The 12,839-nt window shown below is 36.2% G+C and carries 13 protein-coding genes; 5 read left to right on the top strand and 8 right to left on the bottom strand.

Translation table 11 applies throughout. From position 1 onward, the window contains the following. Positions 1-13: 13 nt before the first annotated feature. Positions 14-304 (top strand): DUF3817 domain-containing protein, encoded by a 291-nt coding sequence (locus BK577_RS01910; protein WP_078431363.1) that lies wholly within the window; start codon positions 14-16, stop codon positions 302-304. A gap of 46 nt (positions 305-350) precedes the next feature. On the opposite strand, the gene BK577_RS01905 is transcribed toward BK577_RS01910, so the two are convergent. From BK577_RS01905 to BK577_RS01880, 6 genes are all read right to left on the bottom strand, one after another. Further along, the gene (locus tag BK577_RS01905) at positions 351-665 is read right to left on the bottom strand and encodes a hypothetical protein (RefSeq protein ID WP_078431362.1); all 315 of its coding nucleotides are present in this window, start codon (positions 663-665) and stop codon (positions 351-353) included. A 109-nt stretch (positions 666-774) separates the two neighbouring features. After that, entirely contained in the window at positions 775-1,248 is a 474-nt protein-coding gene (locus BK577_RS01900; protein WP_169908058.1) for a PspA/IM30 family protein, read from the bottom strand. 7 nt (positions 1,249-1,255) lie between these two features. Next, positions 1,256-1,393, bottom strand: a complete 138-nt coding sequence (locus tag BK577_RS26555) for a PspA/IM30 family protein (protein ID WP_078431360.1) — start codon at positions 1,391-1,393, stop codon at positions 1,256-1,258. Further along, positions 1,393-1,869 (bottom strand): hypothetical protein, encoded by a 477-nt coding sequence (locus BK577_RS01890; RefSeq protein ID WP_078431359.1) that lies wholly within the window; start codon positions 1,867-1,869, stop codon positions 1,393-1,395. The genes BK577_RS26555 and BK577_RS01890 overlap by 1 nt, the downstream gene beginning before the upstream one ends. A gap of 242 nt (positions 1,870-2,111) precedes the next feature. Beyond that, positions 2,112-3,473 (bottom strand): sensor histidine kinase, encoded by a 1,362-nt coding sequence (locus BK577_RS01885; protein ID WP_078431358.1) that lies wholly within the window; start codon positions 3,471-3,473, stop codon positions 2,112-2,114. After that, complete coding sequence (locus BK577_RS01880) at positions 3,463-4,137, bottom strand: response regulator transcription factor (RefSeq protein ID WP_078431357.1); 675 nt, start codon at positions 4,135-4,137, stop codon at positions 3,463-3,465. Before BK577_RS01880 ends, BK577_RS01885 begins: the two co-directional genes overlap by 11 nt. 180 nt (positions 4,138-4,317) lie before the next feature. On the opposite strand from BK577_RS01880, the gene BK577_RS01875 reads away from it, so the two are divergent. From BK577_RS01875 to fumC, 4 genes are all read left to right on the top strand, one after another. Further along, positions 4,318-5,100, top strand: coding sequence for a GNAT family N-acetyltransferase (locus BK577_RS01875; protein ID WP_078433427.1), 783 nt, complete (start codon positions 4,318-4,320; stop codon positions 5,098-5,100). A 447-nt stretch (positions 5,101-5,547) separates the two neighbouring features. Then, positions 5,548-7,446: an endonuclease MutS2 gene (locus BK577_RS01870; RefSeq protein ID WP_169908057.1), complete on the top strand. Its 1,899-nt coding sequence runs from the start codon at positions 5,548-5,550 to the stop codon at positions 7,444-7,446. A 188-nt stretch (positions 7,447-7,634) separates the two neighbouring features. After that, complete coding sequence (locus tag BK577_RS01865; RefSeq protein WP_078431355.1) at positions 7,635-8,966, top strand: FAD-dependent oxidoreductase; 1,332 nt, start codon at positions 7,635-7,637, stop codon at positions 8,964-8,966. 228 nt (positions 8,967-9,194) lie between these two features. Beyond that, positions 9,195-10,580 (top strand): class II fumarate hydratase, encoded by a 1,386-nt coding sequence (gene fumC / locus BK577_RS01860; RefSeq protein WP_078431354.1) that lies wholly within the window; start codon positions 9,195-9,197, stop codon positions 10,578-10,580. A 221-nt stretch (positions 10,581-10,801) separates the two neighbouring features. Here the strand turns inward: fumC and BK577_RS01855 are convergent, their stop codons facing one another. Both BK577_RS01855 and BK577_RS01850 read right to left on the bottom strand, forming a co-directional pair. Then, positions 10,802-12,136 (bottom strand): sensor histidine kinase, encoded by a 1,335-nt coding sequence (locus tag BK577_RS01855; RefSeq protein WP_078431353.1) that lies wholly within the window; start codon positions 12,134-12,136, stop codon positions 10,802-10,804. Further along, on the bottom strand, positions 12,133-12,807 hold the full coding sequence (locus BK577_RS01850) for a response regulator transcription factor (protein ID WP_078431352.1): 675 nt from the start codon (positions 12,805-12,807) through the stop codon (positions 12,133-12,135). The genes BK577_RS01855 and BK577_RS01850 overlap by 4 nt, the downstream gene beginning before the upstream one ends. Positions 12,808-12,839: the final 32 nt, after the last annotated feature.

Here is a 12,839-nt window from a genome sequence, read left to right as displayed (position 1 = left end):
ATGGAGTGAGAAGATGTTCAATACATCGGTTGGAATACTTCGATTCACAGGAAACTTAGAAGGAATTTCATATTTGGTTTTATTACTGATTGCGATGCCATTAAAGTATTTTGGGGATTTTCCTTCAGCTGTTTCCCTGACTGGGGCAATGCATGGATTTCTTTTTGTGGCTTACGTGATCATGGTTGCCTTTGTCCTTTTTAGAAAACGTTATTCTTTTCTATGGGCGATATGGGCGGTGTTTTTAGCATTTATTCCATTCGGAACCTTTTATCTGGACAAACAGTTGAAAACAAAGAGGTAAAGTGAAAAGAGGGACGTTTCTTTAGTATGGAAACGACCCTCTTTTTTTATTCAGATATTTCAATGTCCTCTAAAATGCTCTGCGAGGTGCTTTTTTGAAAGGTGTATGTGATGGTAACGGGTGTGTTTGTCGGGATTGATTCCAATGTTTTATATTGATCTTCAGATATTTGTAGTGCCGTTGGTGTTTGGTCAATGATGACTTCAATTGAATGTGAATCTATTAATCCAATATAGATGGCGTTCACTTTTATAGAATCTTCTTTTGCTGATGCAGTGTTTTCGTGAACTCCAGTGCTGGCACACCCCATTAAAATGGATAAAAAGAACAAAATAGAAAGATAAGGTATAAAGGTTCGCATTCTCTCACTCTCCTATAAATATCGGTCATACTTCATGTATAAGCAACAGAAGTGAGAGACATGCCTGTAAATGCAGAAAAGGGTCTTCCTAGTGGAAGACCCTTTATTACTAATTTTTTCCATATACTTCTTTTGCTTTTAAAAATTCTTCTTCTACATCAATCGAATATGTTTTGTCATTTTTGTATACTTTTTCATTGAAGTATTCATGAGCAGTTGCTTGTGCTTCAAGCCGCAATACTTTATCTTCCATCCTGGTAAAACCATTTTTAATACTTTCCGATTGTGTGGAAAATAAGGTGTTGTTCATTGTATTTGTTGTTCCTGCTACATTTGCTCTTGAGACAAGAAGTGATTTGGGATTTTGTAAGTCTGCATGAATATCTTTTAGTTTTGCCAATTGGTCTTTTAATGCTTTTGTTTGGTTCTGGATGACAGTGTATTGTTCTTCTAAGAGAGTGAGTTGTTTTTCGTGTTCAAGTCGTTCTTGAATCGCGAGCTTTGCCATTTCATCTTTACTTTTATCCAGAGCTAACTGCTGTTGTTTTTTTCTATCTTCAATTGTCATCTTTACTTGACGCATTAATCCTTCATGCTTTTGCTTTTTCAATTTCGAATTCAAGATCTCTAATGTATTGCTTGGCCATTTTGATTGGATCCTCATAGTTGTCTAAGGAATGATTCATATTCGCTAATGAAATTGTTTTAACTCGTTTAAAAATACCCATTATTTTGTTTCCTCCTTTAATGTTTTACGTTCCCATTCGTCTAGAATGTGATGTGTGTTTTGGTTATAAGACGGAGTTGATATAATGATTGGTTCATTGATCATTAACTCACTTTTTGATTGTTTTTTGCTTTTAGAGATGACATAGAGGGCAATGAGAGCAACTGGGATGGCAATGATAAGCGGTAAGATTGAAAATGCTCCAATAGATAGGAGAATCATTCCAACCCACTTTTTAATAAACTCCCCATTTGCCTTTTTCAAAACCCACCAACCTAAGATGATTAATCCCAGATGAAATAAGAATGGCAGGAATGAAATGTTTATCACTCTCAGATCATGATGGGGGAGCCCACCAGCACGGCTATAGAATATATATGGTTGCATGAACAATTGTCCGATTATATTTAAAACGATTGTAAATGCAACAAGCCCTAAAATCGTAGCAACAATCCAAAATAAAGGACTTTTTTTCATTTTTCTTCACCTCCTCTTTGGTGCTTTGCCTTTCTATGAATATTAATTTAATAGAGTTTGGTGAAAAGACGGTGAAAAACAGGAGGAGAGCGAAAAATATTTAAGTAAGTTGATAGTAGGAGAAAGGGTGGCGAATGTTGGAATCGAAAATAAAATCTAAGAATGAAAAATAATCTTAAAAACCGTAAATAAATGGACAATCAGCTAAATAAAAAAACTTGTAGAGCCAATTGCCCTACAAGTCATCCTTTCGGAGGCAGTTTTACAATAAATGTAGTCCCCTTATTCAATTTGCTTTCCACATTGATTTGCCCTCCATGAAGATCCACAATCCACTTTGCTATGGAAAGACCAAGACCATGTCCTCCATTTTGTCGGGTACGCGCCCGATCCACACGGTAAAATCGTTCAAATATATATGGAAGGTCTTTTTGAGCGATACCAATTCCAGTATCAGATACAGAAATAAAGACATTATCTTTTTCTTTCCATACATGTAACTTGACAGAACCATTTTCTGGTGAGTACTTGGTTGCATTATCAAGAAGTATGTACAGCAGCTGGGTTAATCGCTCTTTTTGACCAAATACAGTAATAGAAGACTGCACATCCAGGTTAAGCTGTATGTTCTTTTCTAATGCATGTGGTTCAAACGAGAGTATGGTCTTTTCTGCAACAGATTGCAGGTCAAACCTTTCAAAACTCATTTGTTTTGGATCATCTGTATCAGACCTGGCAAGAGTCAGCAAATCTCCAACTAACCCGGTCATACGCTTTACTTCTTCCTTTACGTTATCAACCATTCTTGCTGGCATATGGCTCAATTGGTCTTTTTCCATCTCGAGAATTTCGATGGATGACAGCATCACACTTAAAGGAGTTCTTAGTTCATGTGATGCATCTGCGACAAAGTCCTGCTGTCGTTTAAAAGCATGGCGAATCGGAACCATTGCACGCTTTGACATGACAAAGCTGAAGTAATAAGCAATACATGAAAATAGAACGATCAATACAAGTAGGATAATAAAAAGTCCTTGTAAGAGCTCTGCTAAATCTGTAATATCCCTTCCTAAATAGAGATAGCCGATAATCTGATTTCTCTCATATATTGGTTCTGCAATCATCATCACCTTTATTTTTTCATTCTTAGGAACGTAGGTGGAGAATTGATCTCCTTTTTTGTGTTTAGAAATAACATCATGATTGATTTTTATATCTGCTGTTTGAATTTGTTCTCTTTCCGGAGTCCAATCATTAACTAGATTTAAAAAATCACTTTTAAAGAGTGACAATTGTTCATTTTGTATGACCAGTTCACCTTTAGTGTTGAACACATAATAAAATAATTGATTACTGTTCACCGTTAAAAACTGTGGTTCACGCATGCGATCATTTGGTTTGTCTAACAGATGTTCAACAGATTCTACCTCGTTTAACGCCATTTCTCTTAGTTCATTTTTCTCTGCAGCTGTAAACCAGAAATAAGCGATCGCATAAAGTAGTATAATAAAAAGAAATAAAAACAGAAGAATCAATAAGCTGTATTTAATCGTTAAAGTGTGCTGTGTTTTAATAAAAAGATCTGATTTCTTTTTACGTTTCAAGTTTGTAACCCACTCCCCTAATGCTGTGAAGCCAATTCTCTTTATCGAAAATTGCCAGCTTTTTGCGAAGAAGCTTTACTGTAGCATCAATTGTTTTATAAGACACATCTGTTTCCGTTCCCCAGATTCGATCATAAATAATGTCCCTTGTCAGTACCTGTCCTTTATTTTGTACAAGTAAATCAAGCAGTTGATATTCTCTTGGGGTTAATTGGATATGTTGATAATCCTTTTCAATGGTTTGACTTGTACGTTTAATGGTTATGTCCTCTATTTTAAGAATATCTTCACGAATAGGAGAAAAATTCCGTCGTCCCAGTGCTCTTAATCGTGCTAAAAGTTCATCAATTTCAAATGGCTTTACTAGATAATCATCTGCACCGGAATCAAGTCCAATGACCCTGTCTTCAATTGCATCCTTAGCCGTCAGCATTAAGATTGCCCCGCCATAGCGTTCGCTTCGTAATTTTTTACAAGTTTGGATTCCGTCTCCATCAGGCATCATCCAATCCATAATAATCACATCATAATGAGATACAATCGCATATTCATAAGCATCTTCACCGGTTTGTACCCAGTCTACATGATATTTTGCCTTTTTTTCCAGCATATATGAGATAAGCTCACCAAGCTTTATATCATCTTCAGCTAATAAGATATTCACGGGGGGAAACTTCCTTTCATACACGTATTTTATCGTATTTTACCATGTGTAAGTGAAAAAATAGAGAAAATCCAAATGAGGTGCCTGTCAAAATAAGATCCTATATTCAGTAGATTCCAATGCAGGAACCTTGTATGATGGGGATAGGGAAAATTTTTAATGAACGCGGGGAAAACGATCATGATTGAGAACTATATTGAAGCTTTAGATATTGCCTATGTTTCATCCTTTGCTACAAAAATAGAAAGAAGTTGGGGATATCTTTTTTATAATGAAAATCAACCAAATTACTATGATGCAAATCATGCACACATCTCTACATACAATGGTCATTTTGAAGAGATCATTAATGAAGTGATTGCATTTTATCAAGAGAAAAATCTTATTCCGCGTTTTTATCTTTCAAACTACGAAGGACAAGCTGAGTTTATTGAAATGTTAAAGAATAAAGGTTTTGGATTTGAAGAATTTGATAGTCCTGTTCAATTATGGAGAAGGGAAATAGAGATAGAACCCAATTCGCTTATAACGATTGAAAAGGTAACATCTGAAAATATGCAAGATGCAATTCATATAGAGTGTCAAATAACGGAGCTTGGCGGTTCAATTCGTGAACAGGCCTTTAAAGAAGAATTTTCGCAAGATTGTTATATCCATTATTTATTAAAATATAATGGAATTCCGTGCTCTACCGCTTGTATATTTTTTTATGAACAAGATGCAAGGTTAGAAAGTGTATCAACAGTTAAGGAATATAGAGGGAAAGGGTTAATCGGTCACCTTATCCATTATATCCAAAAGGATATGCTGAAAAAGGAAGTTGAACGCTTATGGGTATTGCCAATTAATGAACAAGTGGAGAGGGTTTACCAAAAGTCGGGATTTGATACTGTTTTAAATGTGAAGACAGGTCATGCGTTTCTTGGCGGAAAAAGTGTAATGGATGTTCGAAATGGGCTTTAACAATTCATTTCCATCTTGACAGTGTATTCCAGACTCTGGTATTTTAAAGGTAATTACAGTTTAGGAGATGTGTTTTGTGAGGGTTTCTGTTCTTAACTAACGAAGTAAATACTTCATCTACATGAATATGCAAAAAAACTTTTCCTTATCGAAGGTTTATTTACGCATGTACATGTGGACGGTTAAGAACAAAAACGGTTATCGTACACAATTTGCGATCTTCTTGCATAGTGCCCGTGAAAAAATCCGTGCTTGTTTAAGTACGGATTTTTTGTATCTTCACAATGAAACAAATAACTCTTATTAGAGGGGGATTTGTCTATTTGTGCACACTTCAAGCCTATGTAATCGTGATCTAAAAGAGGTGCTGAACAACCATTGTTCAGCACCTCTTTTTTTATGGCTATTTTCTATTGCCTTTTATTAAAAACACAGGAGGTTCAACCATTGAACAAGAAAACAATTGAAAGTCTAGAATTTGATAAAGTATTAGCATTACTTAGTAATTACGCAATGAGTGAAGCGGCAAAACAAAGAGCTTTAGAGCTTTTGCCAATTGATGAGGAAAGAAAAATCAAAAGATGGCTAAACGAAACAACTGAGGCATGTAAAATCATTGAGAAATCTTCCAGTATCCCTGTTCACTCGTTACATGGAGTAGAGCAAATTGTAACACTAGTTGATAAAGGCTACTTGCCTACTCCTGAACAATTTGAGTTTTTAGGAGCTTTCCTAGATAGTGTGAAGAAAATAAAACGGTTCATGATGAAACAAGAATATCACGCCCCAACAGTTAGTTCATATGCATATTCTCTTTATGAACTAACCGATCTTGCAGAAGAAATAACAAGATGCATTAGGAATAATCAAGTCGATGATTATGCAAGCAGAGCATTAACGAAAATTAGAAGCAAACTAGCAGCAATTGAGGAAAAAATTAAAACAAAACTTGCTCAAATCATGAAGAGTTCTTCTTCTTTCCTTCAGGAGCAAGTGATCAGCATTCGTAATGGACGTTATGTTGTACCAGTAAAAAGTGAATATAAACGGAAATTTTCAGGGGTGATTGTTGATCAATCCTCAAGTGGGCAAACCGTTTTTATGGAACCTCATGATTTAAATAAGTTACAAGACGAGCTCACTTATTTAAAAGTAGAAGAAGAAGTAGAAATTCAAAAGATTATAGGACAATTAACAGATATGACAGCAGCTTATAAACAGGAATTGTTGATTAATATTGAAGGAATGGTTTCATATGACTTCATATTTGCGAAGGCTAAGCTGAGTAAATATATGAACGGACATGAGGTAAACATTCTGCCAGGTGAAGGATTTAATATTCTGAGTGCCAGACACCCATTACTTGGAAAAAACGCTGTTCCGCTGTCAGTGACATTAGGGAAAGATTACATGGCCTTAGTTATAACCGGGCCTAATACAGGAGGTAAAACTGTCACGATTAAAACGATAGGAATACTTGCTATGATGGTTCAATCAGGATTGCATATTCCGGCAGATCCTAACAGCAAGTTTTGTATCGTAAAAGATATTTATGTAGACATTGGTGATCAGCAAAGCATTGAGCATTCCTTAAGCACATTTTCATCACATATTACCAATGTCATCGAGATATTAAATAAGTCACGTAAAGACACACTGGTCATTCTTGATGAAATTGGTTCAGGGACAGATCCGAGAGAAGGAATGGGATTAGCGATTTCAATCCTTGAAGCACTTTATCATTCAGGGGCGATGCTTGTTGCAACAACACATTATAGTGAAATAAAAGACTTTGCTGAAAAAGCAGCTGGTTTCCAAAACGGATCTATGGGGTTTGATATTGATAGCCTGCAACCGTTATATCAATTAATTGTTGGAAAAGGAGGGGACAGCCAAGCGTTCTCTATTGCTCAAAAATTAGGAATGCCAATGAATATAATCCAAAGAGCAAAGGAAATATCCAGCCGCCAATCTATTGAAGATTTAACGATTATTCCTGCTACAAAAGAAAGAGAAAGAGTACAAGAAAAGGTTGCACATAAAGAAAAACAACAAATTCAATCCTATCAAGTAGGAGACTCAGTTTGGATTCCGCACCTTCAAACAAAGGGAATAGTTGAAAAAACAGTGAATGCAATGGGAGAACTAAAGCTGGTTGTAAAAGGAGAAAAAGTGACAATTAATCATAAACGAGTGAAACCTTTTATCAAGGCAGAAGAATTATATCCAGATCAATATGACATGGATCAAGTTTTTGATGCAAAAGATGTACGGAAAAAGAAGAAGTTAATGAATCGCAAGCATGTAGATGGTGTGGTCATTGAATGTATGGACGAAGAAAAATAGAGAAATCAGTAGGTGTGAGCTGCTGTCTTGGGGGCTCACACATCTTTTTAAACACATTGTGAAAAACTTCACAAAAAGTATTGTATTTTTAAAAAGGGTGGATTATAATAAAGTCATCAAGTGAATGTGAAATGTTTCACAAATTCATGTGAAAATCTTCACAATATATTCTTAGGAGGAATTTTAAAATGAAAATTGCTGTTATTGGATGTACACATGCAGGAACTGCTGCCGTTTCAAATATGATAAAACTATACCCGGAAGCAGATATCACGGTTTACGAAAAAAATGATAATATTTCCTTTTTATCTTGCGGCATTGCTTTACATGTAAGTGGAGTTGTGGAGGATCCAAATGGTTTATTTTATTGTACTCCTCAAGAATTAATAAATCTCGGTGTTAATATGCGAATGATGCATGAAGTAAATGATATCAATATTGAAGAAAAAACGATTACGGCAAAAAATTTAACAACAAATTCAATTGTACATGATACATTTGATAAACTCGTTTTAACAACAGGATCTTGGCCGGTTATCCCAAAAATTGAGGGCATTGAAATGGAAAATGTACTATTATGTAAAAACTTCCATCATGCTAATACAATTATTGAAAAAGCAAAAGATGTACAAAACATCGTTGTTGTTGGGGCAGGCTATATAGGGATTGAATTAGTAGAAGCATTTGAAATGAGTGGTAAGAATGTGACACTTATTGATGGAGAAGAAAGAATATTGAGCAAGTATTTAGATCAAGCATTTACTGATGTGATTGAACAGGATTTTCAGACTAGAGACGTGAAACTGGCTTTAGGAGAAACAGTCACTCGTTTTGTAGGGCAGAATGGTCATGTAAGTGGTGTGGAAACAACGAAAGGAACGTATGAGGCAGAACTCGTTATCCTTTGCATTGGTTTTCAGCCAAATACTCAATTAGTAAAAGGTCAAATTGAGATGCTTGATAATGGGGCAATTATAGTCGATGATTATATGAGAACAAGTAACAAGGATGTATTTGCTGCAGGTGACAGCTGTGCTATTCGCTACAATCCAACCGGTGATTATGCCTACATTCCACTAGCAACAAATGCGGTAAGAATGGGCACATTAGTAGCGAAAAATTTAGTTAAACCTACTATTCGCTATATGGGAACACAAGGTACATCTGGTATTAAAATTTATGACCAAAATATTGCGACAACCGGGTTAACAGAAACTTCAGCACTTCGTATGGGTATGAATGTGAAAAGTATCACAATCTTGGAACATGACCGACCTGAATTCATGCCGACTTTTGAAGATATCAATTTAAAAGTAGTCTATGAAGAAGACACAAAACGAATTGTCGGCGCTCAAGTAATGTCTAAAGTGGACGTTACCCAATCTATTAATACATTGTCTGTATGCATTCAAAATAAGATGACAATGGATGAGCTGGGCTTTGTAGATTTCTTCTTCCAGCCACATTACAACAAGCCATGGAACTTCTTAAATCAAGCAGGGTTACAAACAATTCAATAGAGCAAAAAAGGCGTTGGATGATCCAACGCCTTTTTAGTACATAATTAAACCAACCAAGACACAAATTGTTGTAAAGCTGTGTGACTGGATAAAAACGATAGTGGAGCGCATTGGAACGAACTCATATTTTATTTGTCGGTTCTATCATTAAATCACATTTCTTTTAAAAAGAAAGGAAAAAATATACACTAAAGAAGTGAAATCATTCAATTCCGGAGGTGTGCAGGTTTGAATTATCGTGTAGAGAAAGACACAATGGGTGAAATTCAAGTACCAGCTGAAAAGTATTGGGGAGCACAAACACAACGAAGCAAGCAAAATTTTAAAATTGGTGGAGAGAAAATGCCAAATGAGGTGATTATCGGCTTTGCCATCTTAAAACGAAGTGCAGCGATTGTTAATGATTCACTTGGGAAATTACATACATCAAAAGCGACAGCAATTGTTAAGGCATGTGGTGAGATTATTGAGGGAAAATTAAATGACCATTTTCCACTGGTTGTATGGCAAACAGGAAGCGGTACACAAAGTAATATGAACGTTAATGAGGTTATTGCAAGAAGGGGAAATGAGCTTTTAAAGGAAGCAGAGATCGATGAAGTCATCCATCCGAATGATGATGTAAATATGAGCCAAAGCTCAAACGATACTTTTCCAACAGCCATGCATATTGCAGGTGTGTTAGCTGTAGAAACAAAACTACTACCGGCTATCGAAAAGCTATCTACTACGTTAAATAAGAAAGTAGAGCAATTTAATGATGTGGTAAAAATTGGTCGCACACATTTACAAGATGCAACACCATTAACCTTGGGTCAGGAAATCAGCGGCTGGACTCATATGCTTTCGCAAACGAAGGAAATGATTGAGCAGGCTCTTCACTATATGAAAAACTTAGCAATTGGCGGGACTGCGGTTGGAACCGGGATTAATGCACATCCGGAGTTTGGCGATCGAGTTGCAGAGGAAATTAGTAAATTTACAAAAAAGACATTCCACTCATCAAGTAATAAATTTCATGCGCTAACTAGTCATGATGAGACCGTTTATGCTCATGGAGCGTTAAAGGCATTAGCTGCCAATTTAATGAAGATTGCAAATGATGTAAGATGGCTTGCGAGCGGACCGAGATGTGGAATTGGTGAAATTACGATCCCTGAAAATGAGCCGGGAAGCTCGATTATGCCGGGTAAAGTCAATCCAACGCAAAGTGAAGCCCTAACAATGGTTGCCGTTCAAGTGATGGGGAATGACGCAACAATTGGCTTTGCTGCAAGTCAGGGAAACTTTGAATTAAATGTGTTTAAGCCAGTCATTATCTATAATTTTCTGCAGTCAGTTCAACTTTTATCAGACGGTATGAATTCTTTCCATGACAATTGTGCTGTAGGAATTGAAGCAAATATACCAGTCATTGAAAAGTATGTGAAAGATTCATTAATGCTTGTAACAGCCCTTAATCCGCATATTGGCTATGAAAATGCTGCGAAAATTGCAAAGCTTGCACATAAAGAAGGGTTAACTTTAAAAGAAGCAGCTCTGAAGCTTCAATTACTTACAGCAGAGCAGTTTGAGGAATATGTCAAGCCGGAGGAAATGACCTATCCTAAATAAGAAAACCGAAAGCGCCTTGATCATCGCCGTACAAACTGGAGGAGCATCGACTAAAGATTTAGGAAACACGGTAAGCGAAGCGAACCGAACCGATGTTGACTTATCGTAGGGAGATGATCTGCAGTTTGATAGGCGATAGGCGCTGGAGCTAGACACCAACACTTGGTAAGAACTTTTATACTTTCATCCCTTATAAATAGCCTGGCAATGCGTATGCCAGGCTATTTCCTGTTAGGAATCTCTATATAAAATGCAGCGCCATTTCGTTCGTTAACTGCCCAAACCTTTGCACCATGTAAATCGGCAATCCGTTTTACAATGCTAAGTCCGATTCCGAATTCCCCTTTCTGCCCTTTTTGAAAAGGCTCAAATAGCTGTTCCATCATATCGTCATCAATCGGTGGTCCATCGTTCCATATGGATAAGAGAAGGTTAGATTGATCTTTCTTTGTTGAAACGAAAATGACTTGATCTGCATACCTTAATGAATTTTCAAAAAGGTTTTCCAAAAGTTTTTCCCATTGTTCCGAATCACCATCAATCACCCCTTCTTCTAATGAGAGCTTCCAATTTAATTCTGGTTTTGCCCACTTTATTCGTTCAACTTCTTCGCGAATAAGAGTATCAATGCGAAATTCGCTTTTTCTTGGCTTTCGGGTAGATAAAAAGTCAAGCTTTGTTAAATAAAGCAAATCCTTTATTTTCTTCTCTAGCTTTTCTGATTCATCTTCAATGACATCCATCGTGCTTGAAAGATCACCCTTTGGAAAGATTCCATCATTAACAGACCTTGCGTACCCTCTGATGACCATGACAGGTGTTTTTAAATCATGAGAGATATTTTGTAACAGAGTCTGCTGTGCTTCATCCTTTCGCACTAAATGCTGCCGCATTTTTTCAATGGTTTGTCCCAGCTTCCCAATTTCATCATTGCGGTCAACTTCAACAGGCTCATGCCATTCTTGATCAGCGATATTTTTCACATGCTTTTCGAGCTTCACAATTGGCTTTGATAAATAGCGAGCTAACCATATAGAGGGAATCCAGCTAAATAAAAAGACGATCCCCATTACTAGCATTAATCTCTTGTAAAGAGTAAAGACAAGATCATTTCGATAGGAATCCCAAGAGTAAGAAAGGAGGTAACTAGGTTCACCATTTACAGAAATTTTGCGTATAACATAAAACAGTGTTTGGTTTTTTAAGTTTTTCTCGTACTGATAAACTGACGTTTTTTGATTAGCTGCTAATTCTTGTGTTTGTCTAAGAAAATCGCCTGGCAGCTCAATTTCATTTTTATAAAAGTAAAAAGATCGTTGAATAGGAAGGTATAAATGGGTAACAGATCGATCGTTTTGTTTTTCAATTCCAAGATTATTATCAAGATTTCCGTACTCCATTAACACAAGCTGTTCATTCTCAATCGTTTTATAAATTTCTTTTGTGAAAAATCCTCTTAATGTAGTGGGAAATAATATAACTAATAATAGTGATATCGCAAGCAGAATGCCTGAGAAAACAATCCAGATTTGAAAGGCTAACGGTTTGTTTCTCATCCTTTTAACATCCTATATCCAAAGCCATATATCGTTTCTACTTTAAGCTCAGGCATTTTTTTTCGTAATCTTCTTACCAAATCATCAACGACCCGATCTGTTCCAAAGTAATCTTCTCCCCACAGATTTGTTAATATTTGTTCTCTCGAAAAAGCCTGCCCTTTGTTGTGAAGGAAAAGCTGAAGAAGATCAAATTCCTTTGAAGTAAGATTAACTTCTTTTCCTTTAAAATAAACAATACGGACTTGTTCATCAATTTCATAAGGGTCAAGCTGTATTAAGTGACTTTGAGTACTTGTTTCCTCTACATATGTTCTTGAAAGCAGTTTTTGTGCGCGAATCACAAGTTCTCTTGGAAGAAATGGTTTGGAAATATAATCATCACTTCCCAGCTCTAAGCCTAAAACACGGTCAATATCCGCATCCCTTGCTGAAATAAAGATAACAGGTACATCAGGTGTGGCAGCCTTAATTTCTCTAATTAATTGATAACCATCAACATCAGGCAGCATGATATCTAAAATCCACAAATGTGGCGGAGTGTTTATTAAGTTTCTGGCTGCAGAGCCTGTCAGACAAGACGTAACAGACCAACTTTCATTTTTTAAATACATCGTCAATAATTCATTTAGATTCTGCTCATCTTCAACTAAATATACGTTATAACTCATTGTTTCACTTCCTCTCAACGCTATTATACAAT

The sequence above is a fragment of the Metabacillus halosaccharovorans genome, from assembly GCF_002019635.1.
Lineage (GTDB): Bacteria > Bacillota > Bacilli > Bacillales > Bacillaceae > Metabacillus > Metabacillus halosaccharovorans.
Note: the sequence above shows the minus strand (reverse complement) of the source record. Positions and strands in the feature narration are given on the sequence as shown.